The following is a 26,468-nucleotide window of genomic DNA, read 5'->3' as shown; positions in this document are numbered from 1 at the left end:
TCGAATAACTCTCAAGTCTGACACTAGCAGAGCGCCTCGTCCTTGTCTCTCCAACGGAAGGATCATGCGAGGCTCCCCTTCCTTCACTTCGCTGATTTTGCGGGAGTTGGCAGCGCAGCAGGAGCATGGGTGTCATGAGGAAAATCCAGCCGCAGATCATACGTCGACCGAGTACCCGTCACCTTGACCGGCAGCTCAACCCCCGCACCATTTTTCTTCAGCAGTTTGTCGAATGGAGTCAGCAGCATGCTCTTCCACCCCGTCGTCATCTGCGACGCTGTCGCCTGCGTCTTCACCGTCCCATGAAACTCAAACGTGCTCGCAACCAGTTGCATCTGCCCGTCCGCCAGCATCTGCGCCCCAGGCATCTGGTAGTTCAGATCCTTCACCTCCAACACCGCATTCGCAATCGTAAACTTTCCGCTCAGCGCCGAACCCACTACCTCCGCATCCTGCGGGTTTGCCTGCTTCGGCTTCCCCTGCGCCCTCATACTCAGCGCGTCCATCTTCGCCTGCATCTCGGGATTGTTCATCATGGCATCGCTGATCGCGAACGTACCCTCCAACCTCATCTTTCGCGACACGCTCACCGGCCCCGCAGTATCGAGAAAATGCACCTTTGCCGCCAACTCCCCACGCATCAGCGGCGGATTCGACTTCAACACGAGGTTAAAAATATCCTCAAGCCGCCCCTTCCCGATCACCACATTGAGATCGGTGTTATGCCCCTGCACCCCCACCGCCCTCGTCACAGCACCTCGTGCCGTAATCTCGGTCCTGCCAAGCCGCGCCCGCACCGGATCCAGCCACGTATCTCCCGTCGTCCCATCCACCACCGCATGAAACTCCGTATGCAGAGGCACCGGATGGTCGCTGATATCCAGTCGAAAGTCCGCAGTCTCCGTAGTCCCATCCGCCGTCAAGTTCCCCAGCGTTCCGCCAAACCTTCCCGTCGAAGACAAGACCCCACCCAACCCATGAATCGAAGACAGGTCCGCATGACTGAACGTGTAATCCCCGTCAAGCGGCGTATCCCGCGGATTGTCGTCCTGCCATGGCCCAAAGTGCCCCGTCGACTGCACATCCCCCACTGGCTTCGGATTCACCAGTAGCGCCGTATAGTTCAACGGCTTCTTCGACCCCACATCGGTCAGCACCAGGCTCTTAATAGCAAACTCCAAGGGCTTCTTCCCCGGCTTGCTCGTCTCCAGAGTCACCTTTGCATCCGTGCACTCGATCCGGTCGACCGCAATCCCCAGAGCCGACTGCCCCTTCCGCCTCGGATCATCAGGCCCCTGTCCTCGATCTCCCTTCGGTGGAATATTCACCCGAAGCCCCTGCACCTTCACCGTGACTAATCGAGTCGTAGGCCGCAGCAACTCGCGCCATCCTGTCCTGAACTCAAATCGATCGACTACCAGCATCGGCGGCGCATTCGGACTCGCATCCGGCTTCGTCGGTCCCGCCAGGTAAAGAATCCGCAGCCCTCCACCAGTAACAATCATGTCCCTGCTCATCGCAAGCTCAAGCCGGTCCAGCTCCACCGGGCTATGAAACCGCGCCGAAAGCGTCTCGACCACCTTCTTCCGCAGCATCGGCTGCACCTGCCTCAGACCCCACTCCACCGCCAGAGCACCCGCAATCGCCACCAGCACAAACACCGCACCAGTCCACAGCACCCAACGCCACCCCCACCAGCGCTGACGCTCCACCGGCACCACGGTCTCCGTATCTGTCTCGCTCAAATTGTTCCTCTGCTGTTTGGACGCTCATAGACCGCCAAAAGCCGGAGCCCACCCGAAAAATACCGCGGAGATGGAGTTTTCGCGACAGTCGAGCGCCATAATCCCGCAAAGCTCTACCACCAGCTTCAGCTTTAGCACGCCTCGCAGCGGGGTGGCTAATGCTTCTTAGGAGTCAAACAGGTCTGTCCGAATCGATCGTTCAAGCACAGCGTCCACCCACTTGGCTCTTGATCGATCTTGTAGTGGTACTCCGTCTTACTGAGATCCGTGGCCGCCTCAACGGTCACGCCCGCACATTGATCCTTTTTCGTCTCCGTTCGTCTCGCCGGCATAAGATCCATGGTCGAACCCTGCACCGAGACCTGTCCAAACTCCTGTTTCATCGTCGTGATCAGACACTTGCCGTTAGACGAACCATGAATATCTGTCAAAAAGTACTCCCCGGCTCGCATCATCTTCCACCGCGGAGGAGAAAACGTATACAGCACCGAGCGTGCCGAATGCACTCCCTCACTGTCAGACTGCTGAACCAACTGCCACTGTCCAAGCAGATCGTCAGGCAACGCTGGACCACCCGACTGCGCCAACGTTGCCGACATCGCCATCTGCACCAGGAACAACACCGGGCTAAGAAGCACAAAGAGAATCAACGCAACCGTAGAGCGCCCCTTCGACACCTGCATCAGCTCGCGATAGGCTCCCCAGACGCAGAAGATCCACACATAGGTAGCCACGAACCCCAACCCCAGGAAGATAAGAAAGATCCTGAAGCCACTGCTTGCCGACAGGGCCGCCGCATCTGTAGCGTTTCCGCTCATCACCTGTTGATATCCAACCCCATCCAGCACCTTGAAAGCTCCCGCCCCCACCAGCGAGAAGAACAGAAATAGCAGCGTCGACACCCCCGAAAAATAACAGGTAGCGGCAACAACCTTCTTCCAGGCAAGCCTTCCCCCCACCACCTTCCAAACCACGACGGCCAGCACAACGTTCAGCGCAAACGCCAACGCGGACTGCACAGCGAGTATGCCGAACAGCACCTCCCTGTTCTCCTTGCCAAAGAAAAACGGAATCTGCGCAAGAAAAGCTATCCCGAAACACACAGCAACGAACGTAAAAGCCTCTTCCAGCGCCGAGTCCGACTCGAGATCCAATGCCAGAACAGCGCTCTTCGGAGCGGGAAGCAGCGCCACCAACCTCCGACCAAAGAACGGAAGAGCTCCAACCAGCTTGTCGATTAGATCTTTCACTCGGGACGCGCCTCTGGCCGTCCACTCTAATCCCTCGTCTCTGTATCTCCTATAGAAATCACGCTCCGGGCACCGACTTTGAGTCGAGCTTCGACGAGTGGCACAGAATCAACGATAGAACCCGGCAGCACAGCTAAAGCCCCTCAGGACTCTTTAGCTGAGACAACCTCTTCTCCCGCCCCTTCCACTCCTGCGACGAAAACAGCCTCGGCCCCGCCTCGATCAACCGCGGCATCATGTTGAACACCGCCACCCGGTTCCACGGCCCGCCGTTCCTCATCCGAAACCCCTTCTCATTCAGGTCGCTGACGATGCTCGCATACGAGAAGTCCTGCCCCAGCAGCTCCATCATCAGCATCAGCGTCTGGTTCTCTCTCGGATGGACCTCCAGCCTCTGACAGTCCTCCGAGATCCGCAGACCGTAGGGAATCTCTTCACCAAACACTCCCGCCCTCGGAGCCTCCTGATCCGGCAGCTCCCGCCTCCACTCGATCGACACCAATTGCCAGCCGGCAGCCATACGCTGCCTCATAATCTCAGGGCTAAAGGGCCCCGAGACCACATCGCGAACCCGTTCGAAATAAGACATCCCCAGCCTCCGCAAGCGAAACTCCGCAAAGGTAATCATGCAATTCCTCAACCAAAGCTCCGGCTCCGATCAAAACCCGTAACCTGCGGCCCCAGCAAAACATAACGACAAGCTAACCAACACCCAACCGACCCGGCACTGTCCAAACTCACAAAATACTGTTCGTTTTCGAACTCCTCCAGCTCTCTATCCGAAACCCGGGTTCAGCATCCCACCAAGCCAAAACACGGCAGGAGTCGCAACTACGCGCAGGCAATCCCCGATCTCCCACCCAAAACTTCGGCCTCCCGAAGCTCGCCTAACGTGCCACCTGAAGCTCTGCCCGTTGAATCTTCGCCCGAACATCCTCCCCGCGAAAGATCGGCGACGAACAAGCCTGCGCCGTACAAAGAAACAACGCAGCCCGCTTCAACGGAGGATACGTAACACTCGTCGGCAGCGGAGCGGGGTCCGCCGGGTCGCGTATCTCAATCAACTCATGCGACGTAATCGAGCGCAACGCAGCTGCATGCAGTGCCATCACCTCAGCACTGGCAGCCGAGCCAACCACGGTCACATGAATCGGAGCCTCCGTCATATCCTCATTGGCAAGCAGCACCCCTGCCGACAGCGGCTGCAGCGCAACCGACTCTGCCGCAAGATACCGCATCGCCTCCGCCGCGGTAGCCCGAAACCTTTCCTCCCCGGACGCCACCGCAAGCGCCGAAGCAAACCTCACCAGCGCAACATTTTCATCACGATCAGGATGCGGCCGATACGCAGCATCCGTAGGCTTCTGTGCCGTAACAAATCCCCCACCCGCCACCGCAGGAGCAAAGTGTGCCGCAATATACTGCCCCGTCGCAGCCGCAGCCTTCAAATCGCCTCGATCCCCCGTAACGTTATAGAGCGCCAGAAAAGCCTGCCCCATCGCCAGCGTATCGCCGAGATAAGGCCCACCCGCATCCACATCGTCATGCCGAAATCCCCCGCCAGGCAAGCTACGATGCACCACGATCCAAGCCGCCGCACGCTGAGCCTGCAACAACGCCGACCCATCGCCACTCGCAGCGTAGTAGTCGCACAACGCAGCGATCATCCACCCATTCTCACGAGAATAAACATGCGTATCCACCCGCGGCATCCCCTGCGCGCGCCGGCCCGCATCCTGCAGTTTGAAGTAAGCCTCATTCTCCTGCCCATCATGCAGATCCGCATCCTGCGACACGAAGAACACACCCGCCGAAGGCGCAGTTAGAAAATTTGTAACGTAACGATGCACAGATTGTGCCGCCTTCAAATCCTCCGGATTCTGCGTCTCCGCATAAGCCAGCGAATACTCCCGCAACGCATCCGCCTGGATTGAGATCAGCTTCTCAAAGTGCGGCTCCGTCCAATGCCGCCCCACCGAGTACTGGTACATCCCGCCCCACACCGGGTCCAGCAGGTTCGTCGCATCATGCAGCGTGTCGGCCGCGCGCTTCGCATACTCCGCGTTCCCCCGCGCGCCCTGACGCATCGCATACTCCACCGACTCTTCATCCAGATACTTATGAACAAACCCCCACCCTCCGATGGGCTTGTCATACTGCTTCTCATACAGCGTTTCAATTCGCGTCAACAACCCCGCACTGATCGCCGATCCCGAAGCAGGCCGAAACGCTGCCTCCCTCTCGACACTCGGCCCCGGCGAAGGATCATCAATGATCGCCTGCAACATCGACGACATCAGCCGCGGCGGCAGATACCCCTGCCGCTTCACAATCTCCGAGCCATCCGCCGCGAACACCACCGTGGCCGGCCATCCATAGTCCTGATACCGATTCGAGATATCCGGCCGCGAGTCCTGATCCACCTTCACCAGCACATACTTCTGATTCAGCAGCCGCACCACCGCCGGATCGCGATACGTCACATCATCCATCACGTGGCACCAGTGGCACCACACCGCCTCCAGATCCAGCAGCACTAACTTATGCTCTGCCCGAGCCTGTACAAACGCTCCATCCGACCAGGCCTGCCAATGCAAAGCCGCTTGCGGAGTCGGACCCGAAGCCCCGCCCGAAACTGTAATCGCCATCACCGAGATAAGCACTGCCGAACGGAATCGCATGTCACTCTAAGTACGAACCGCAGCCCTAAAGCGGATTCCCTGACTCTAGCCACGCATCCCATCCACACTATCCCGCCGACCTCCCACAAACCACCCTTCACCCATGGAATGTCGCTCTACCAGCTATAGTGCACCGTGTAGCTGAGGATCGCTTCGCCTTTCGCTGGCACCGTCACGGGGAAGTCGATCGTGGAGCTGTCACGTTTGGTGAACTCAGCAGACTTCCCGACGATCTCCCAGTTCTCTCCGCGACCCATGTGTTCCACGGCGTGAATCGTCACCGGCTGGGCCTTCTGATTCGAGAGCTTGATCTCAAAGCTCTCATCCATCTCCCGCCTCATATTGTCCACTTTGAAGTCGGTCTGACGCCGCGCCGCAGTCAGGTCGAAGGCGCTCCCACTAGTCACTTTTACTGTCTGCTCCGCCGGCGTGTGCATGATCATGTTCTCTCCCACAAACTGCATCTGGCCACCGGTATCGCGCCGATAAAGACGCAGACGGCCTGCGGGCAAAGGCATCCCGAGATGGTTCGACTCAGAGTTCTTGATCTCCTCAAAGATCGAAACGCGTGTGTTGCCGGAGTGCGAAAATCCGATCTGATCGTTATGGTATCCAGGATAAAAAACCTGCTCAACAGTGCCGTTTCCTTCAAACTGATACGTCCGCCGAACGGTCACATTCGAGGCCTCGAGAAACTGCACCTGCTTCGTCTCCTCATTACGAAGCGAGACCGTGCGATGAAGATCGTACAGATGGAAATCGTCAAACGCCTTCTGAGTCACTTGGGGACCTGCCGAAGCCAGAACCGCGACGCTCTGGTTGACATTCGCCCAAGTACGATATCGGCCCTGCAACTCCTGGATCTTCGCCACATCCCCCGCCATCAACTGAATCGTCGCTTCAGGAAAGTCGCTACCCGTCTTGTTCTCGATGGTCACCCAGCCGATAATCTCAGCCAGCTCCGGCCCCGTCGTATCGGCTGTCTCCGGCACCACCACGTTGTAGGTGGCCTGCCAGTTCATCCCATGTGTAATGTAATCAAGCTCCGCAGAGAACCGCGCAGCCTTCTCGGCATCAATCTGCCACCGCAGCGTAGGCTTCAACAACAGGCCGTCCGTCGTCGCCGGAAACACCGGAGTTCCAGGCATGGAGAACTGCATCTTCCCGCCAACTTCGATCAACGGTTGGTTATACGGATATCCATTCGCCGCCTGCCCGCCCGCTCGAATGATCCGGCCCTCCACAGTTGTCGCCGGAACCACCTGCCGCTCACCCGTTGCACTCTCCCTCACCTGCGGTCCTTGAATCTGAAAATCGATCGTCTTGCCCTCGTACTTCTCCATCATCCACTGCTGGTCCACCACCGCCGCGTCATAGTTCTGCTCGGCCACACGCACTAGATTGCGACCACTCGGGTCGCGAAGCACCACCGAATCCGGCTCAAGTTGCCTTGTCACATTCGTCGTCAGAACTTCGTTCGATCCCGCGTGAAGATCGAGCGGAACCGTCGTGCGAGCGACGGCAAAGTCCTGGTTGTAGATGGTGAGCCGGGTCGGCGCGGTCGTGGGCTCCTGCGCCACGACATAAGAGAAGGCAAGCAGAGGCAGAAAAGCGAAACATCGGATCATGAGATATCCCTGGAGCACAGCATGAGTATGAAAACACACTGTTAGACGGAGAAGAACAGCAAACATGGACAACAAGCTCATCTAAATCCTGTCCTGCCGGACGAGCGCCCTGCGCGGGCAGCGGTCACTTCGTGACCCACAATTGCTTCGCGAGGTGCTCCCGCTGGTCGCAAACTAAATTCCGTGCCGACCAACGGGAGGCCCTGTGCAGATGACCCGCCAAGACCGGTACACAAGTCACGAAGTGACCGCCGCCCGCGCAGGGCGCCCGTCCGCAGGACACACACGCGTTTCACGCTCCAATGAGAAAATAGAAGCAGAATGCTCCAACTCTCAGCAGCCGGCAAACGCTTCGGCCAAAAACTCCTCTTCGAAGACGCGAACTGGCTCATCAACCCAGACGAGCGCACAGGTCTGGTCGGCGGCAACGGCACCGGCAAATCCACCCTCCTCAAGATCATCGGCGGCATCGAGTCCCTCGACTACGGCACCATCACCCGCAACAAAGGCGTCACCCTCGGCTATCTCCCGCAGGACGGCCTCGCCCTCCGCGGCCGCACCGTCTTCTCCGAATGCCTCTCCGTCTTCGACCACCTCCACGAGCTCGAGCGCGAGTCCATCGAACTCACCACCACCCTCTCCGAGGCCGACCCAAAATCGAAAGAGTACGCCACCGCCGCCGAGCGCTACTCCGACATCGCCGACCAGCTCCACGTCCACGACATCTACAACCTCGACTCGCAGGTAGGCGCCGTCCTCGGCGGCCTCGGCTTCGCCAAAGAAGACTGGGACCGCAACACCGAAGAGTTCTCCGGCGGCTGGCAGATGCGCATCGCGCTCGCCAAGCTCCTGCTCCAAAAACCCTCCCTCCTCCTTCTCGACGAGCCCACCAACCACCTCGACATCGAATCCCGCAACTGGCTCGAAACCTATCTCCACGACTATCCCAACGCCTACATCCTCATCTCGCACGACCGCTACTTCCTCGACGTCACCGTCAACAAAACCGTCGAACTCTGGAACAAGCGCATGCACACCTACCACGGCAACTACGAGAAGTACGTCGCGCAAAAAGAAGAGCGCCGCACGCAACTGATGAATGCGTACAAGAATCAGCGCGACCGCATCGACGCCCTCGAAGCCTTCATCAATCGCTTCCGCTACCAGGCCACCAAGGCCAAGCAAGTTCAGTCCCGCATCAAGGAACTCGAAAAGATCGAACGCATCGAAGTCCCCGAAGACGAGTCCACCATTCACTTCTCCATCCCGCAGCCCCCGGCAAGCGGCCGCACCGTCCTTGAAGTCAACAACCTCAAAAAGATCTACCCCACGCCAACCGGCGGCGAAAAACTAATCCTCGACGACCTCAGCTTCACCATCGAACGCGGCGACCGCATCGCTCTCGTAGGCGCCAACGGCGCAGGCAAATCCACCCTCATCCGCCTACTCAGCCGACAGGAAGAACCCACCGCAGGCACCATCCGCGAAGGCCACAACGTCCTCTCCGACTTCTTCGCGCAAGATCAGTACAAAGTCCTCGACCCCGCCGCCGGCATGCTCGACGACATCAGCGGCGCCGCCCCCAAAGTCCCCGTCGTCGAACTCCGCTCCCTCCTCGGCTGCTTCATGTTCTCCGGCGACGACGTCTTCAAGAAACTCGGCGTCCTCTCCGGCGGCGAACGCAACCGTTACGCGATGGCCAAGATGCTCGTCTCGCCCTCCAACTTCCTGCTCCTCGACGAGCCCACCAACCACCTCGATCTCCGCGCCAAAGACGTCCTCCTCGACGCCATCCGCAACTTCACCGGCACCGTCCTCTTCGTCTCGCACGACCGCTACTTCATCGACGGCCTGGCCACTCGCGTCTTCGAGGTCGAAGACCGCCGCCTCCACATCTACCCCGGCAACTACGAGGACTACCTCTGGCGCAAACAGGGCGGCCCCGAAAAAGTAACCGAACAGATCACAAATTTGCTCGCCGCAACACCCACACCTCCGCCTGTAGTCGAAATCCCAGCGCCAACCACCGAACCCGTACTAAACGCAAACATCAAACGCCTCAACCCAATCAAGCTCAAGCAGCTCGAAGACCGCCTCCACCACGCCGAAGAAGAGATTCCCCGCCTCGAGTCCCTCATCGCTGCCGCCGAGGAGCGTCTAGGAAACTTCACCTCCGCCGATCAATCCCAGAGAGACGCCGCCGAGCTCGACGACCTCCGCACAAAACGCACCATCCTCCTCGCCGAATGGGAGGACCTCTCCCTCACCCTCGAAGAGCAGCAGCTGGCCTGAGTGCCACCTCTCTCTTCCCAAGCAGACAAACCCACCCGCCCACCACACGCTCAGAACTTAATCCAAAGAGCATGACCCAACCAAGCCATCCCGTGCTACCGTGTCTGCAACTCCAGAATTCGAGGCCCGCCGTCTCGAGGAGCTAAACGTAATCCAGCAGACACGCATTCCGATCGGAATCATCGACCGGCTCTAAAGACCGGCCATGAAGACCGGCCCAAAGCAGCAACCGTCCTATTCCACCTGCATCTCCTTCGCTCGTCTGCTGTTGCCGAGGAGTCATCATGAGACCACTCTGGAAGTCGCTCTCTCGCACATCCGCCATCACCCTCGCTCTCCTGGCCACGCTCCATGCACAGGCGCCCACACCCACCCAAACCGCCCTCACCATCTCCCCTTCCACCGCCGGAACCAACACAGCCATCGTCCTCACCGCGAGAGTCACCTCCGCCGGCTCTCCCGTCCATCCCGGCCTCGTCCTCTTCTGTAACGCCAACGCCGCCCACTGCGAGGACGCCGCCATCCTCGGCACCGCCCAGCTCACCTCCGCCGGCACCGCAAAGCTGCACCTCCGCCTCAGTCCCAACACCTACAGCCTCAAAGCTGTCTTTCAGGGAACGCCTCACAGCCCCGTCCCCCGCCAACCCAGCACCTCTGCCACGCAGTCCCTCACCATCACCGGCCTCAGCGAATCCTCCGTCGGCCCAGTCACAGCAACCACTGCCTCCAGCGGCCGCTCCAACCTCTCCGCCATCGTCGGTGGTCTCGGGACCTCACCTCTCACCGGCACAGTCTCCTTCTCCGACGTTGTCCACAACGGAACCCCACTCACCCTCGGCACAGCCTCTATCAATGCCCTGCCCACCAAGGCGCAGCTCTCCCCCTTCACCCTCGCCACCTACGCCAACAGCTTCCTCCAGGTCCTCTCCGGCGACTTCAACAACGACGGCCTCGCCGACCTCGCCGCCCTTGCCTACGACGACAACAACCAGGACCAGAATCTCGGCACCAGCAACCTCGTCACCCTCCTCAGCAACGGCGACGGCACCTTCCGCTCCACCACCGTCCCCCTTACCACCGAGTTCCCCCCCGCCTTCGCCTCCGGAGACTTCAACGGCGACGGCATCCTCGACCTCGCCGTCTACGACGCCTTCTCCTGCAGCATCACTCCCATGCTCGGCAAAGGCGACGGCACCTTCACCGCCCAGACCCCAACTTCCATCCCCTCCTGCGTCGGCCCACCCGTTCTTGTAGCCGACATCAATGGCGACGGCATCCCCGACCTCATGCTCTCCGGAAGCCAGAGCTTCAGCAATCCGGCTATTCTCCTCGGCAAAGGCGATGGCACCTTCACCCTCACCGTCCCTGCATCCAGCATCATCACCTGGCCCCCCACCGTACTTCGCGACCTCAACGGCGACGGCATCCCTGACCTCATCACCACCTCCGAGAACTACACCTCGCCCGGCATCTATCCCATCCTCATCTACACCGGCAACGGCGACGGCGACGGCACCTTCACTCTCAAGTCCTCCATTCCCTACCCGCACTACGTCAACTCGCTTGACGTAGCCGACTTCACCGACGACGGCATCCCCGATCTCATCGTCGCCAACAGCGACAGCACCCTCGACCTCCTCACCGGCAACGGCGACGGCACCTTCGCGCTCAAACCTCCTGTCTCGCTGCCCGGCGCCCTGCCCTATCAGATAGCCGCAGCCGACTTCAATGGCGACGGAAAAGAGGACGTCCTCATCGCCTCCACGGCAACCGCACCCAACGGCCCCGCAAATCTGAAGATCCTCCTCGGCAACGGCAACGGCAGCTTCGCCTCGCCGCCCATCTCGCAAAACACCTTGTCCTATCAGGGCTTCACCCTCGGAGACTACAACGGCGACGGCATCCCCGACGTAGCGTCCCTTCTCTACACCAACAACCTCTCTACCACCGTCTTCACTCAGCTCGTCGAGCACACCAAACAAGCCACCATCGACAACATCCCCCTCCAGCCCGACACCGATCACGTCGTGACAGCCCACTACTCCGGATCGACCGACTACAAGCCCAGCACCTCCCCGCCCTTCGATCTCATCACCTTCCCCAACGTCACCGCAAAGCTCCACTTCACCAGCACCGGCTTCGTCTATAGCCGCGTCACCAACACCTACAGCGGAACCCTCACCGTCACAAATACCGGCAGCTCTGCCATCGCGGGCCCCCTCCAGATCGGATTCACCAACCTGCCCGCAACCATCACACTCGCCAATCCCACAGTTCCAAAGAACGAAGGCTTCTTCACCATCCCCGGCGGACTCCTCCCGGGCAAATCCGCGCAGATCCTCGTCCGTTTCAACAACCCCTTCAACGCCAGCATCACCTACACCCTCGTCGCTTACACGGGAGCGCTCTGACATGAAAACCGCCTCAGCCACCAAGACCCCACGCAGCTTCCTCGCCCATACAGCCGCTCTCCTTGCCGTCCTCATCCTCTCTTGCGCCCCTTCGGCTCACGCGGACACCTACTCCATCTCCATCGACACCTCAACCCTCCCCAGCGGCGACCAGTTCGAGTACTTCCTCGATCTGCAGTTCAACCCCGGCCAGCTTCCCGGCACGCAACTCGCCTACGCAGACGCCTCCGTGCCCACCTGCTGCATCAACTACGGCTTTTCCCTCACCGGAGACGTCTCCGACGGCTTCGGAGGCGGCCCTACCGATATCAGCTTCGACAACCAGACCCCGTACAACGACGCCTTCGGCAGCATCTACCTGCCCTCAGCCGGTGTTCCCATCACCTTCACCGTCGGGCTCAGCGGTCCCGCAGTCGACTCCCCCAACGGCACCTCACTCTCTGGCAGCACCTTCGCCATCAGCCTCTTCGACGACAATATGGCGCCCATCCTCACCGCAAATCCCGACGGCTTCCTCGGCCTCCTCAATCTGAACACCAACGGCACCGTCACCACCCAGACCTTCCTCGACGCAACCGGCGGCCCATCCGCCATCACCATCACCGATCTCACCCCGCCGCCTGCGGTGCCGGAGCCCAGCACTCTCGTCCTACTCGCGACCGGACTCACGGGAACTCTCACACTCGTCCGCAGAAGACTCCGAAGCTGACCTTCGACCTCATCACCCGAAGCTCAATTCGCCAAAGACCCATCGAGATCCCGACAACCAAAGACTGTCTGTGCAAGAGAAAACCGTCCGGCGGTATATGCTTCTCTAGTTCTCGGAGGCAACCGATGGTTCTTCGCAAAGCAGTCCTGATCCCGTTCGTTCTTCTCTGTATCGGCCAGTCTCCAACTCTGCGCGGCCAGTCCACTCTCGCCGCAACCCCACCAATGGGCTGGAATAGCTGGAACCACTTCGCAGAGCATGTCACCGACGCGGACGTCCGAACCGCAGCTGATCTCATCGTCTCCACCGGCATGCGCGACGCCGGGTACATCTACGTCAACGTCGACGACACCTGGCAGGGCACCCGCGACGCCAACGGAGAACTCCATCCCAACGATCGTTTTCCCGACATGAAGAAACTCGGCGACTACATCCATTCCAAGGGTCTCAAGTTCGGCATCTACTCCTCGCCCGGCCCCAAGACCTGTGGAGGTTTCGAAGGCAGCCTCGGCCACGAGGTCCAGGACGCAAAGATGTACGCCGGATGGGGCGTCGACTTTCTCAAGTACGACCTCTGCTCCATGCAGGACCCCATGCGCGAGCTCACCGCAAAGAACAACGGCAACACCGATGCCGCCTTCAAGATGATGATCGACGCCTACCGCAAGATGGGCGACGCCCTCAAAGCAACCAACCGCCCGATCTTCTACAGCCTCTGCCAGTACGGCGTAGCAGAAGTCTGGAAGTGGGGTCCGGAAGTCGGCGCACAGATGTGGCGAACCACCGACGACATCAACGACACCTACGGCCGCATGACCATCATCGGCCTCGAACAAGCTGATCTCGCCCCCTTCGCCGGCCCCGGTCACTGGAACGATCCCGACATGCTCGAAGTCGGCAACGGCCACATGACCACAGACGAGTACCGAACCCACATGAGCCTCTGGGCACTCCTCGCCGCGCCTCTGCTCGCCGGCAACGATCTCAGCAAAATGACCCCCGAAGACAAAAGCATCCTCCTCAACAAAGAGGCAATCGCAATCGATCAGGACTCCCTCGGCAAGCAAGCCACCCGCCTCTACCAGCGCGGAGACTTCTCCGTCTGGACCAAACCCCTCGCCGACGGAAGAGTAGCTGTCGGCCTGTTCAACACCGCCGGAGACTCACGCGACATAGCTCTCGACCTGACTCAAATCGGCTTCGCTCAAGGAGCGACCCTCCACGACGTCTGGGAGAACAAAGATCTGGGGAAACGCACCGGCATCTACTCCCGCAATATCCCAAAGCACGGCGTCGCCCTACTCATCCTGAGCAAATAAAGGCTGGCCTCAGTCCGCCCATCCAGCCCAGCAATCGCGCCTCATCCGTTCCCAAACGGGGCAGTCATCTGCCCGTGGGGCCTTCGTCCGGCCCAAGGGCCTTCATCCTACCCCCATGGGGCTTTCATTCTGATCCAAAGGGCCGCCATGCATGTCCCCACAAGGGACCGCCATGCTGCCCCAAAAGGCCGTCATCCCGTCCCCAAAGGGACCCCACCTTAAAAGGGCCGTCATCCTGAGCGCAGCGAAGGATCCCCGCATTCGTCGTTGCCTTTGTTCTTACCTCCACTGCACGAATGCCCCGTCGCAATTTCGCACCAAATGGAAATCCGAAATTCCTCAAAATCATGACGCACTCTCAGACCGAATAGCCCGCGCCGCAATTGTAGCCGGGCCACTCGAAGATCCAATTCAGAATCCAACCCTCTGAAGACAAGCGAGATCGACGAGGCTTAGCCATTCCAACCAATGACCCGCTATCGAAACTCCTGAAACCTGCCGTAACTCTTACCGTCCTGGCCGCCTGCCTTCTTGCCGCGTCGCCCATCCACGCGCAGGAAGCGTCGAAGAAGCAGGACAAGCTCCTCACCCACGAGTCAGGCTTTCTGACCGACGAGACCTACTCCAGACTTCAGCCCGACCGGACAAACGCCGACTGGCTGATCTACTTCAAAAACCCGGACGTCTTAATGAACTCCGACACCTTCGTCCTCGATCCCGTCAAAGTCTTCTTCGTCCCCGAAGTCCAGCAGAAAGACATCAACCCGGCAGACCAGACCAAGCTAGAGGAATACTTCACAAAGGCCATCAGGGACGAACTCGAGGCCGGCCGCTACAACCTCGTAACCGAGCCCGGGCCGGGCGTCATGGTCTTACGCTTCGCCATCACCAACGTGGAGCCCAACGGCGCCAAGACCAACGCAGCCATAACCGGAACCACTGCCGTGGCGACCCATGCGGTCGCGCCCGGCGCAGGCGAACTGGTGCCGCGACTAAAAGTCGGCAAGGTCTCCATCGAAGGCGAGATGGTCGACTCCGCTTCCGGAGAGGTGGAGATGGCCTTCATGACCAGCAAGAGCGGTCGGAGGTTCTTCAGCGGCCTCAAGGCCTTCGAGAAGTGGGGCGACATCGACGCTGCCTTCCGCTCCTGGGCCAAGAACTTCCGCCAGAGACTGGATAAAGCCCACTCCTCCTGAAGCCGGGAAAAAGAAGTCAAAAAAAATCTCGAAAAGTTGGCGTGTTTTTAAACCACCCCAAAACAGCCATCCGCTCACCACGTTTCACCAGCAAAAAACCACGTTCCTACCACCCAAAAACCACGTTTTGCGCCCACATTTTCGCAAAACCCCACCAAAAACCACCTCAAGAAAATTATCTTCCCTCGCGCAGCCGAGCCGCCAGCCGCTCCGGCAACCCAGCCATCAATATCCTTCCCTGCGCCGCCGTCAGGTCATACGGAACGCGATGATAGATAATCTCCCGCGCCTCCGAGTCATAAATCACAAACGCCGCCCGCCAGTCCGAATCCCTCGGCTGCCCAACCGATCCCGGATTGATCAGATGCCGCGTCCCCTCTGGAATCAGCATCTTCCAGCTCTCCGCCGCGTTCCTCGTCCTGAACTGCGCCCTGATCTCGTGCCATTCATGACCCTTCTGCGAAAACCCACCCTGCAGATGCGTATGCCCAAAGAACGTGATCGTCGTCGCCGCCTGCTGCAACGGAGCCCACGCATCCCGCATGCTCAAAATGTACTGATCCTCATTCAATGGCGACCCATGCACACACGTCACACCCAGCTGCTCCGGCACTACCGGACCCTGCGGCATCGCCTTCAGCCACGCCAGATTCTCCTCCGTCAACTCAGCCTTAGTCCACTCCGCAGCCGCTCTAGCCACAGGGTTAAACCCCACCGCCGAGGTCAGCCCGCAGCACACCCGATCATGGTTTCCGCGCACATTCACCTGTGCCTTCGCCCGCATCAGCGCCACCACTTCATTCGGACTTCCGCCATACCCGACCACATCGCCCAAATTCCACAGCACGTCATACGGCTCTGCTGCGGCAAGAACTGCGTTCAATGCTTCGAGGTTCCCGTGAATGTCTGAAATCACCAGCGCGCGCATACAGTCAAATTGGCCCCAAACCACATAAGGCACAATTCTCAAGTCTATAGACATTCACCCGTTCAGGGAAATCACCCAACTCCGTCCGTCAAACCGAAGCCAGCGGCTTCGACCGGTCCGTCTTCATCATCGGAGCCGAAGCCAGCAGCCTACGCGTATAAGCATGCTGCGGATTCAGAAATAACTTCGCCGCCTCCGCCTGCTCCACAATCTCGCCATGCTGCATCACCGCAACCCGATCGGCCACCTGCGACACTACGGCCAGATCATGAGAGATAAACAGCATCGCCAGCTCATGCTCCCTGCGTAACGCCTTCAACAGCTCCAGAATCTGCGCCTGCACCGTCACATCCAGTGCCGTCGTAGGCTCATCTGCGATCAGCAGTCTCGGCCGGTTCACAATCGCCATAGCAATCAGAATCCTCTGCCTCTGCCCTCCCGAAAACTGGTGCGGATAGTCCTTCGATCTCCGCTCAACATCAGGCAACCCAACCTCATCCATCGCCTCCAGAACCCGCGCCCTCACTGCTCTCCGCCCCATCTCCGGATGATGCGCCGCCACCGCCTCGCCAATCTGAGCACCCACCGGCATCACCGGATTCAGCGCCGTCATCGGCTCCTGAAAGATCATCGCAATCTCCCGCCCACGACGCCTCCGCATCGCCTCTTCAGACAGCGAGAGCAGCTCCTCCCCATCGAATCGAATCGCCCCGCTCACCCGCGCACTCTCCGGCAACAACCTCAGCACCGCCAGCGAGGTCGCCGACTTCCCCGACCCCGACTCCCCCACCAATCCCAGCGTCTCACCGGCATTTATCTCGAACGAAATCCCTTTAACAGCCTCATGCCGTCCAAACCCCACTGACAACTCTCTGACCGCCAGCAACATCGCAGACCCCATACCATGCATGGTAGCGAACATCCTCACCACCGGTCGCGCAACTTCAATATGCCTCCCGCAATCAGGTAGGACTTTGACCCTCAGATAGCGTCTAATCTCGATGACAGGCCTATGAGACACATCCCCCATCGCATCCTCTTTGCCGCCTTGATTCTCACCGGCCCCATCTGGGCACAGATGCACAAGGTCGCCAAGCCCGAACAGGTCGTCCGCGCAGTCGGCGTCTATGAGTGGACCGGCGACTTCGCCAAGCCCACGGCCAGCCGCCTTATTCCCGTCTCTCTCTTCATCGATGGCAAGCTCGAAGACGCCGGCATTTACGTCGCTCGCCCCGTACCCTTCGCCCTCCTCAGCGGCAACGTCTACGAACTCCAGACCGCCGGCATCGACAAAGGTTATCTCGATCTCGCCTATGCAAAACACCTGCAAGCCGTCGAGGCCACCGGCGATCTCGCCTACGACGACGGCTGGTTCGGCTACGGCAGCGTCAAGCCCCTCGCCGCGCCAAAGAAAGCCGCAGCCCTCAAGCCCTCGAAGACCCTGCCCGTCCTCACCGGCTCCAAAGGCGACACCAGCCATCAAGCCGACGCTAAAATCAGTACCGACGCGAGCAACAACGACGACCCGAATCGCCCAACGATGAAGCGCCGATCCGACAACTCAGCCGCAGACGCCTCCAACTCAGGCACTCCCTCCGCTTCAACAACCTCTACAGGCTCAACCTCTGCGGACGACCCAGATCGTCCCACCATGAAGCGCCGCTCCGACAGCTCGACCTCCGACACCACAACCGCATCAACCGGCAGCACTCCCGCCGACGACCCAGACCGTCCAACAATGAAACGCGGGTCTGGCAGCACCGACACCTCGACCACAACATCCAGCACTCCCAACACCACTTCCGGCGATCCAGACCGTCCCACCATGAAGCGTCAAACCTCGGACACCCCCACCACCGACACCGGATCGACAACCGCCAGCGCCCCTACTCCATCCGACGACCCCGACCGTCCCACCCTCAAGCGCCACTCCGCCGAAGATGCAAAGAGAGCACACGACACCAACTCCGTCGCCGGAACTGGCAACCTCAACGACGATCCCAGCCGCCCCAACCTCCATCGCGGCAAGCCCACCAGCGCCATGACCGAAACCGATCTACCAAAGCTCGTCGGCATCCCCCAAAATCTGCACCAGATGGTAGCAGTCTCCGACGCCGCCAACCGAGACCCCCACCCCTTCACTCTCGAATGGGAGGACGACGCCCAGCACAAAACCGTTCTCGCCAAGATGCAGGCCATGGCCCAAGCTCAACTCGCCGCATACGCCTCACCGGGCACCAAACCTCCCGCTGCGCCCCCCGCCGCCGCAGTAAAGAAGACGACAACCACCACGCGCACCCACCGAGCTACACCCACTCCCCCATCGATCCTTCTCTCTGACGAAGAGCTCAAGGCCTACACCCTCAGCTACGGCGGCGCCGCAACCTACGTATACTCCGCCCACACCGCGGGCAGCGGAGCAGCTCTCCGCTACGTCACCATTGTCGCTCAGGACAACGGCCTCGGCGAACTCAAGCCAGCCATCCAAAGTGTCACCGACGCAGCCCACCTCGACCGCACCCCTCTCATGCGTTTCGTCGATGTCGTCGACGCCGAGGCCAGCAACCGAGCCAGCCTGCTCTTCGAGCTGCGCGGCCAGAACGCTCGCCAGTTCGGCCTCTATCGCGTCATCGCCTCGCACTCCGAGCAGATCTTCCTCACCGGCACGACACAATAAATTCAGCAGTCCACCAACGCATCTTGTCCAACAGGCTTGAGCCCCACTCGTCACAGGAGTAGCCTAACCCTGTACCGGTTTCAGCTTAGGAGGTCTCCATGCGAAACCTTTCCGCCTCAATCATGCTCCTATTCGCTTCTGTCCCTGTTCTCGGTCAAAACCGGATCATCTCGTTCGACCCCAGCTCAGTCAACTTCGATCCAAAGTACCTTTGTCCCGTCCAGTTCATCGCCCAACGCCAATCGATAGCCACCATACGCAGCGCAGGAGACGAGCGCCGCCACGATCTATCGTCCGAGGCCCTCCACGTCGCCATAAAGCACTACGGAGGACCCTCAGTCCTCTCTCTGGAAGTCACGCTCCACGCTGTTCCGTCCGACCCAAGGATCCTTCCAATTGGCGCGGACCCCAGCGACCTCACGAAGACCTTCCAGATTCAGCTCGCACCCGGCAAAAATGACCTCACCAGCTTCGACGTGTCTATGCCAGGGGTGGGCTCTCTGCGCTGGCTCGATGTCACTTCCATCGCCTACTCCAATGGCACAAGTTGGCACGCCTCAAGCAAATCCGAGTGCCGGGCCATCCCCTCCAGCTTCGTCCTGGTAGGCAATAAGCAATAACGGCCGTGAAGAGTCCGCAGATGAAAATTTACAGCGGAATATTGCCATGCTTCTTGGCAGGATTCTTCTCCCGCTTCGTAGCCAGCATATCGAGCGCCGAGTTCAACCGCCTGCGCGTCTCACTAGGCCGAACCACCGCATCGATGTATCCTCGCTCCGCCGCCACATAAGGGTTCGCAAACCGCTCGCGAAACTCCTCCACCTTATCCTTCCGAGCCTCAGCGAGAACCGCCAGCTTCTCCTCTTCCGTAAACGCCTTCCCCTGCGGCCACATCGCCTCCGCCCGGCGCACAGTCGAATCAAGCTCCCGCTTGTAGACGATATTCACCGCGCCCTCCGGCCCCATCACCGCGATCTCCGCCGTAGGCCAAGCCAGATTTAAATCCGTCCGCAGATGCTTCGAGCTCATCACACAGTAAGCCCCACCATAGGCCTTGCGCGTAATCACTGTAAGCTTCGGAACCGTCGCCTCTGCGAACGCATACAGCAGCTTCGCTCCATGACGAATGATGCCGCCATGCTCCTGCTGAATTCCCGGCATGAACCCCGGCACATCTTCAAACGTAATCAGCGGAATATTGAACGCGTCGCAGAATCGCACAAACCGCGCACCCTTCACACTCGCGTTGATGTCCAGGACGCCCGCGAGAAACGCAGGCTGATTTGCAACGATCCCCACCGGCCGCCCCGCCATCCGCGCAAACCCCACCACAATATTCCGCGCGAAGTGCTCGTGCACCTGAAAGAAGTAGCCATCATCCACCACATGCGAGATCACATCCACCATGTCGTAGGGCTGGTTGCTCTCCTCCGGAATGATCGTGTCCAACGCAGCATCCGCACGCGCCGGATCATCCTGCGTCGGCCTCCTCGGCGCGTCGTCGAGATTGTTCGAAGGCAGAAAACTCAACAACTCCCTCACCGTAGCCAAGCACTCCTGATCGTCGTGCGCCATAAAGTGCGCGACGCCGGAGATCTCGTTGTGCGTCACCGCACCGCCAAGCGCCTCCTTGGTCACATCCTCGTGCGTCACCGTCTTGATCACGTCCGGCCCGGTCACGAACATGTAACTCGTCTTCTCCGTCATCACCGTAAAGTCAGTAATCGCCGGCGAATAAACCGCGCCCCCGGCACAAGGCCCCAGAATCGCCGAGATCTGCGGTACAACTCCACTAGCCAGCGTGTTCCTCAGAAAGATATCCGTATACCCAGCCAGCGAAACCACGCCCTCCTGAATACGCGCACCACCCGAGTCATTCAATCCCACTACCGGCGCGCCCACCCGCATCGCCATATCCATAATCTTCACGATCTTTGCGGCATTCGCCTCCGAGAGCGACCCACCAAACACCGTAAAGTCCTGCGCAAACACAAACACCACTCGCCCATGCACCCGTCCGTAGCCGGTAATAAATCCATCCCCCGGCACGCGCTGCTCAGCCATGCCAAAATCAGTCGCCCGATGCGTGACGAACTTATCTGTCTCCTCGAACGTGCCCTCATCCAACAGAAAATCGATCCGCTCCCTCGCCGAAAGCTTGCCCGACTTCCTCTCTCGCTCGCGTCGTTCCTCGCCGCCGCCCTCTTCCGCGATGGCATGGCGCGCGGCAAGCTCCGCGAGTTTACGTTGATGATTGAGTGACTTTGCCACAGGGATGTCTGCTTGAACCGGATGCTCAGCTGCTGCCATAGAACGGAATTCTAGCAGCGAGCCGCCAGTGCAGTCCTTCTATCGAGAAATAGACTGGACAGCTTCCATCCCGAAGTGATTACATCGACACCCTACCTCGAAGGGAGGATGCCGGAATGTTCAAGTCATCCGACTGCGTCGCAATTCACCTGCAGGACATCACGGCAGCCGAGAACTTCTACACCAACGTGATGAAGTTCACCCTCGTTAATCGCTCCGAAAGCCACCTCGAATACGACACCGGACTCTTCCGCCTCTGCGTCGATCGGGAGCTCAATGCTCGGCCACCACTCCCGAACTTCACCGTTCCGGACATCGGCAAAGTAAAGACAGGCCTGGTCGCAAACGGCTGCGTGATTCTTCGTGAAAGCCATAACTGTCTCAACTTCAGCGACCCCTTCGGCATCACCTATGCCATCGTCCAGGCGTGAGAACGGGAGCAAATAAAAGGCGAATATAATCCTCAGTACGAGCCGTGTCCGCCCACGTCCAACCCGACCGCTTCCACTTCCTCCATATCGACCTCAACAGCTTCTTCGCGTCCGTCGAACAGCAGCTCCACCCGGAGTACCGCGGCAAACCTCTCGCCGTCGTCCCCACCATGGCCGACACCACCTGCTGCATCGCCGCCAGCTATGAAGCCAAAGCCTTCAAGGTCAAAACCGGCACCCAGGTCGGCGAAGCCAAAAAGCTCTGCCCCGGCATCATCCTCATCGCCGGCGACCACGCCGACTACGCCAAATACTCCCACGACATCACCAAGGCCGTCGAACTAGCCTGCCCCGTCGCCCACAACCCTTCCATTGACGAGATGGTCTGCCAGCTCATCGGCCGCGAACAGGAACCCCCGCGCGCCCGCAAGATCGCCCTCGAGATCAAGCAGTCCATCTATAAAAATGTCGGCGTCGCCCTGCGCTGCTCCATCGGCATGGCGCCCAACCGCTACCTCGCCAAGATCGCCAGCGACATGCAGAAGCCCGACGGTCTCATCGGTCTGCTCCCCTCTCAACTACCCCGCGCCATCGCGCACCTCGAACTCCGCGACCTCCCCGGCGTAGGTGCCCGCACCGAACTCCGCCTGAACAAAAAAGGCATCACCACCATGGAGCAGCTCCTCGCGCTCGACCGCAACGGCATGCGCACCCTCTTCGACTCCGTCTGGGGCGATCGCATGTACCACTGGCTGCGCGGCGTCCAGACCGAAGACACCACAGGCAACAACGTCGCCCAGGCCGTCCAGAAGTCCCTCGGCCACTCCCACGTCCTCGCACCCGAACACCGCTCCCCCGAAGGCTCCTGGGCCGTCGCGCACAAGCTCCTCCACAAAGCCGCCATGCGCCTCCGCATGGAGCACTTCTACACCGGCTCCCTCTCCGTCACCATCCGCTACCAGCTCACGCGCGAACAAGCCGAAGCCAGGGCCGCGCACGGCAAAGTCAAGCAGCACTACTCCGGCATCAAAAACTCCGGCTGGGGCATGGAAGCCCGCTTTCGCGACTGCCAGGACACCCTCACCCTGCTCGAAATCCTGCGCTCTCTCTGGGCCCAGCGACCGCAAGGCGCCGAGTTTCAGAAACCCTTCTTCGTCGGCATCACCCTCCGCGACCTCATCCCCGAAGACGAGCACCAGCCCGAGCTCTTCGCCAACCCCAACAACCGCGCCGACCTCTCCGCCACCATGGACAAGCTCAACCTCAAGTACGGCCACACCACCCTGCACTTCGCCGGCATGCTCCCCGCCCGCGAATCCGCCCCCACCCGCATCGCCTTCACCCAGATTCCCGTCCAGTACGGCGTCGACTACATGTAGCCTCGATCACCACAAAAAAGGCGCCGAAGGCGCGTCAGCCTCGATGGCAGATCGCGCCGTGCGCGCAGCACGCCTTTAATCTCCTAACCATCCGCATCAACCCTCTGCTTCTTAGCAGTAGTAATCAACACCACGCTAACCAAAACAAACGCAGTCCCCAAAACAGTCCGCATTCCAAGTCCTTCACCACCCACAAAATATCCCAGCACCACGGCCACCACTGGATTCACATACGCATAAGTCCCAACCTTCGTAGGCGACTCATGATGAATCAGCCACACATAAGCCGTAAACCCAACGATCGACCCAGCAACAATCAGATACACCAAAGCGAACCACGCCCCACGCGAAACATCTCCCGGATGAAAGTTTCGAAACTCGCCCACACCAGCCGCCACAACCGCAAGCAGCAATCCCCCTGTCAACATCTGCGCCCCCGAGCTCATCACCTTCGACTCAGGCAGCGGCAGCACACGCGACAACACCGAAGCCACCGACCAACTCAGTGATCCCACAATCAGAGCCACCGCGCCAGTAGTCTCAATCGCGGCCCCACCAAGGTTCAGCGAGTGGCTCATCAGCACAGCCACCCCGCCAACCCCGATCAGCAGCGCAAACGCCAGACGAACCGTAAGCCTCTGCGTCCGCAGAAACACAATCTCCGACAGCGCCATGAACACCGGAATCGTGGCCATCATTACCGCCGCAACTCCCGAAGCCACACGCTGCTCAGCCCAGAACAACAGCCCATAGTCGACCACGAAGATCAACAGAGCGATCAGCGATATCGAACCCCACTGCCGCACATTCGGCAGGCTCTCTCCTTTTGCAAGCATCCACCCAAAGAGCACAAGCCCCGCGACCACAAACCGCATCGCCGCACAGAGAAAAGGGGGTACCTCATGCACGCTCACCCGAATCGCAAGAAACGTCGATCCCCACACAAAATAGATAATCGCGAAAGCCAACAAGGTCTTCCACGCAGGACGATCAGTCACGGCTTCCATTGCCAATTTCTACCACGCGGTCGTGCCCAAAACTGTCACCAGTCTTCCGGCAACCGTTCATCCGCCCTTTTGTGACTCGGAACATGACATCTGTCACCCACAACTCCTGACGTCCCACACTACTGCCGCCGCGCAAACCATCGCATCATCATCCTGTAAACCAGACAGGAGACCGATCATGCCCTTGACCTCCATCGCTTACGAGACCGAAACACCGCCGGCCAACGGACCTCATATCGCGCACCGACAGCCCATCGCCACCCTCACCGGCGTCACCAAGCGCTACGGCAACGCCTCGGCCCCCACCTTCGCGTTGGACCGCCTCAACCTCGCCCTCCGCCCCGGCGAGATCGTCGCTCTCCTCGGCCCCAACGGCGCCGGAAAATCCACCGCCATCAAACTCCTTCTCGGCCTCATCGCCCCCACCTCCGGCTCCGTCCGCGTCTTCGGCAGCGATCCCCGCGAAGCTGCCACCCGCACCCGCGTCGGAGCCATGCTGCAGGTCTCGCGCATCACCGAGATGCTCAAAGTCCGTGAGCACCTCGACCTCTTTCGCAGCTACTACCCCAATCCCCTGCCCATCCCCGACATCCTCCGCATCGCCCACCTCCAGGGCATCGAAGATCGCCTCTTCGGCCAACTCAGCGGCGGCCAGAAGCAGCGTGTCCTCTTCGCCCTCGCCCTCTGCGGCAACCCCGACCTCATCTTCCTCGACGAGCCCACAGTAGGCATGGACATCGAAGCCCGCCGCGGCCTCTGGGCAGAGATCCGCGTCCTCTCCGCACTGGGAAAAACCGTCCTCCTCACCACGCACTATCTCGAAGAGGCCGACGCCCTCGCCGACCGCATCATCGTCATCAACAAAGGCCGCGTCATCTGCGAAGGCACCCCAGCCGAGATCAAACGCAACAGCGGCGGACGCCGCATCCGCTGCCACACAACTCTCTCGAGCGAACTCCTGCAAGCTCTCCCCTCTGTAACCAGCGTCGAGCGCAACGGAGAGACGACCATCGTCACAGCCGTCAACGCAGAAGACGTAGTCCGCGAAATGCTCCTGCGCGACGAGACTCTCACCGGTCTGGAGATCGCCAGCCCCGCACTCGAAGACGCCTTCCTCGCCCTGACAAGAAGCTAATGACGACGCAGACTCTATCCCGCCTTTGCTGTTCGAACTTAAGTCGCAGCCAAATAGATTTGCCAAGGAGCATCCAATGTCCACCTCCGCCATCACCCATCCTCTCCCGACTGCAACGAACTCCACCCGCACCATTCGCATCTTTCGCAAAGAATCAAAATACGAGTTCGTAAAACTCATCCGCACCCGCTCCTTCTCTCTTGCCACCATCGGCTTCCCGGTTATGTTCTACGTCCTCTTCGGCGTCGCCAACCGCCACGCCTACGAAGGCGGCATACACCTGGCAAAATATATGCTGGCCGGTTACGCCTGCTTCGGCCTTATCGGAGCGGCACTCTTCGGCATAGGCGTCGGCCTCTCCTCCGATCTCGCCGCCGGCTGGCTCGAACTCAAACGCGCAAGCCCAATGCCCGTCTCGGCCTACCTCTTTGCCAAATGCGCCTCCGCCGTAGCCTTCGGTCTCATCATCGTCAGCATCCTCACCATCATCGGAATCTCCTTCGGAGACGTCCACCTCTCCGCCGCCGAACTGTTCAAGATGCTCGGCATGACCGCCGTCGGTTCCATCAGCTTCGCCAGCATGGGCCTCCTCATCGCGCTCCTCGTCCCCGCAAACGCCGCACCCGGCATCATCAATCTCATCTACCTGCCCATGTCCTTCCTCAGCGGCCTGTGGGTGCCTATTCGCTTCATGCCTCACTGGCTGCAGGGCATAGCGCCACTTCTACCCACCTACCATCTCTCCCAGCTCATGCTCAGCATCTTCCACTACGGAGACTCGATGTCCCTCACCACTCACTGGAACGCACTCATCGGCTTCACCCTCCTAATGCTGGGAATCAGCCGCCTCCTCTTCCACCGAAAGGAACAGAACGCATAGCGCGTAAAGCGATACACTTTCGGCATCGGACGTACGTAGATGAGCTTCACGTCGAGCACACGATGAGCACAAACAACCAAAGGAACGACAGAAGGCATCCCCGATGATCTTTGGCGCGCACGTAGTCTTATACAGCACGGACCCAGCCGCCGACCGAGCCTTCCTGCGCGATGTCCTGGGGCTCGCCTCGGTGGACGCAGGCCATGGATGGCTGATCTTCGCATTGCCTCCCGCAGAGGTCGCCATTCATCCAGCCGAAGCGAATGGCCGGCACGAGCTCTATCTCATGTGCAACGACCTCAGGGCGAGATCTCCGCACTCGCGAACAAAGCTGTCCAATGTTCCGAAGTGCACGAAGAGCGGTGGGGTTCTATCGTCAGAATCCGCCTTCCTGGCGGAGGCGAGGTCGGCCTCTATCAACCCAAACATCCAACAGCCTTCAGCGATCTTTCCGACTGACGCACGACCGTAATCTAAGCCACCGAAACCA

General features: G+C 59.9%; 21 protein-coding genes. 12 read left to right on the top strand and 9 right to left on the bottom strand.

The features are described from left to right. Window positions 1-83: 83 nt before the first annotated feature. The 5 genes from HDF12_RS02710 to HDF12_RS02690 all read right to left on the bottom strand — a co-directional run bounded on the left by HDF12_RS02710 (window position 84) and on the right by HDF12_RS02690 (window position 7,304). A complete protein-coding gene (locus HDF12_RS02710) occupies window positions 84-1,745 on the bottom strand; it encodes an AsmA family protein (RefSeq protein WP_179581046.1) in 1,662 nt (553 codons plus the stop codon). 155 nt (window positions 1,746-1,900) lie between these two features. Beyond that, window positions 1,901-2,995 carry a hypothetical protein gene (locus HDF12_RS02705; protein WP_179581044.1) on the bottom strand — a complete coding sequence of 365 codons (1,095 nt, stop codon included), beginning with the start codon at window positions 2,993-2,995 and terminating at the stop codon, window positions 1,901-1,903. Between the two features lie 133 nt (window positions 2,996-3,128). Beyond that, window positions 3,129-3,584, bottom strand: coding sequence for a recombinase family protein (locus HDF12_RS02700; RefSeq protein ID WP_179581042.1), 456 nt, complete (start codon window positions 3,582-3,584; stop codon window positions 3,129-3,131). Between the two features lie 298 nt (window positions 3,585-3,882). After that, window positions 3,883-5,676, bottom strand: coding sequence for a DUF255 domain-containing protein (locus tag HDF12_RS02695; RefSeq protein ID WP_179581040.1), 1,794 nt, complete (start codon window positions 5,674-5,676; stop codon window positions 3,883-3,885). 116 nt (window positions 5,677-5,792) lie between these two features. After that, complete coding sequence (locus tag HDF12_RS02690) at window positions 5,793-7,304, bottom strand: DUF4139 domain-containing protein (protein ID WP_257025319.1); 1,512 nt, start codon at window positions 7,302-7,304, stop codon at window positions 5,793-5,795. Window positions 7,305-7,625: 321 nt separating this feature from the next. Here HDF12_RS02690 and HDF12_RS02685 point away from each other — a divergent pair, with 321 nt between their 5' ends. From HDF12_RS02685 to HDF12_RS02665, 5 genes are all read left to right on the top strand, one after another. Beyond that, on the top strand, window positions 7,626-9,596 hold the full coding sequence (locus HDF12_RS02685; protein ID WP_179581038.1) for an ABC-F family ATP-binding cassette domain-containing protein: 1,971 nt from the start codon (window positions 7,626-7,628) through the stop codon (window positions 9,594-9,596). Window positions 9,597-9,880: 284 nt separating this feature from the next. After that, window positions 9,881-12,007, top strand: a complete 2,127-nt coding sequence (locus tag HDF12_RS02680; RefSeq protein ID WP_179581036.1) for an FG-GAP repeat domain-containing protein — start codon at window positions 9,881-9,883, stop codon at window positions 12,005-12,007. Between the two features lies 1 nt (window position 12,008). Then, a complete protein-coding gene (locus HDF12_RS02675; RefSeq protein ID WP_179581034.1) occupies window positions 12,009-12,716 on the top strand; it encodes an NF038129 family PEP-CTERM protein in 708 nt (235 codons plus the stop codon). A 125-nt stretch (window positions 12,717-12,841) separates the two neighbouring features. Then, window positions 12,842-14,035, top strand: coding sequence for a glycoside hydrolase family 27 protein (locus HDF12_RS02670; RefSeq protein WP_179581032.1), 1,194 nt, complete (start codon window positions 12,842-12,844; stop codon window positions 14,033-14,035). 545 nt (window positions 14,036-14,580) lie between these two features. Continuing rightward, the gene (locus HDF12_RS02665; protein WP_373563905.1) at window positions 14,581-15,231 is read left to right on the top strand and encodes a DUF3313 domain-containing protein; all 651 of its coding nucleotides are present in this window, start codon (window positions 14,581-14,583) and stop codon (window positions 15,229-15,231) included. Between the two features lie 175 nt (window positions 15,232-15,406). On the opposite strand, the gene HDF12_RS02660 is transcribed toward HDF12_RS02665, so the two are convergent. Then, the gene (locus HDF12_RS02660) at window positions 15,407-16,159 is read right to left on the bottom strand and encodes a metallophosphoesterase family protein (RefSeq protein ID WP_179583277.1); all 753 of its coding nucleotides are present in this window, start codon (window positions 16,157-16,159) and stop codon (window positions 15,407-15,409) included. Window positions 16,160-16,247: 88 nt separating this feature from the next. Next, complete coding sequence (locus HDF12_RS02655; RefSeq protein ID WP_179583275.1) at window positions 16,248-17,060, bottom strand: ATP-binding cassette domain-containing protein; 813 nt, start codon at window positions 17,058-17,060, stop codon at window positions 16,248-16,250. Between the two features lie 111 nt (window positions 17,061-17,171). Between HDF12_RS02655 and HDF12_RS02650 the strand changes: the two genes are divergently transcribed. Next, entirely contained in the window at window positions 17,172-18,836 is a 1,665-nt protein-coding gene (locus HDF12_RS02650; RefSeq protein ID WP_179581029.1) for a hypothetical protein, read from the top strand. Between the two features lie 98 nt (window positions 18,837-18,934). Beyond that, a complete protein-coding gene (locus HDF12_RS02645) occupies window positions 18,935-19,456 on the top strand; it encodes a hypothetical protein (RefSeq protein ID WP_179581026.1) in 522 nt (173 codons plus the stop codon). Window positions 19,457-19,484: 28 nt separating this feature from the next. On the opposite strand, the gene HDF12_RS02640 is transcribed toward HDF12_RS02645, so the two are convergent. Further along, window positions 19,485-21,146, bottom strand: a complete 1,662-nt coding sequence (locus HDF12_RS02640; protein WP_179581022.1) for an acyl-CoA carboxylase subunit beta — start codon at window positions 21,144-21,146, stop codon at window positions 19,485-19,487. Between the two features lie 116 nt (window positions 21,147-21,262). Here HDF12_RS02640 and HDF12_RS02635 point away from each other — a divergent pair, with 116 nt between their 5' ends. Next, window positions 21,263-21,577, top strand: a complete 315-nt coding sequence (locus HDF12_RS02635; RefSeq protein WP_179581020.1) for a VOC family protein — start codon at window positions 21,263-21,265, stop codon at window positions 21,575-21,577. 44 nt (window positions 21,578-21,621) lie between these two features. After that, window positions 21,622-22,956, top strand: coding sequence for a Y-family DNA polymerase (locus HDF12_RS02630; protein WP_179581018.1), 1,335 nt, complete (start codon window positions 21,622-21,624; stop codon window positions 22,954-22,956). Between the two features lie 83 nt (window positions 22,957-23,039). Here the strand turns inward: HDF12_RS02630 and HDF12_RS02625 are convergent, their stop codons facing one another. Continuing rightward, window positions 23,040-23,963, bottom strand: coding sequence for an EamA family transporter (locus tag HDF12_RS02625; RefSeq protein WP_179581015.1), 924 nt, complete (start codon window positions 23,961-23,963; stop codon window positions 23,040-23,042). 178 nt (window positions 23,964-24,141) lie between these two features. On the opposite strand from HDF12_RS02625, the gene HDF12_RS02620 reads away from it, so the two are divergent. The 3 genes from HDF12_RS02620 to HDF12_RS02610 all read left to right on the top strand — a co-directional run bounded on the left by HDF12_RS02620 (window position 24,142) and on the right by HDF12_RS02610 (window position 26,450). Beyond that, window positions 24,142-25,098: an ABC transporter ATP-binding protein gene (locus HDF12_RS02620; RefSeq protein WP_179581013.1), complete on the top strand. Its 957-nt coding sequence runs from the start codon at window positions 24,142-24,144 to the stop codon at window positions 25,096-25,098. 76 nt (window positions 25,099-25,174) lie between these two features. Continuing rightward, window positions 25,175-25,978 (top strand): ABC transporter permease, encoded by an 804-nt coding sequence (locus HDF12_RS02615; protein ID WP_179581011.1) that lies wholly within the window; start codon window positions 25,175-25,177, stop codon window positions 25,976-25,978. 103 nt (window positions 25,979-26,081) lie between these two features. Continuing rightward, window positions 26,082-26,450, top strand: coding sequence for a VOC family protein (locus tag HDF12_RS02610; protein ID WP_257025318.1), 369 nt, complete (start codon window positions 26,082-26,084; stop codon window positions 26,448-26,450). The last annotated feature ends 18 nt before the right edge of the window (window positions 26,451-26,468 follow it).

The organism is Tunturiibacter gelidiferens (genome assembly GCF_013410115.1).
Lineage (GTDB): Bacteria > Acidobacteriota > Terriglobia > Terriglobales > Acidobacteriaceae > Edaphobacter > Edaphobacter gelidiferens.
This window is presented reverse-complemented; position numbering and strand designations above follow the sequence as displayed.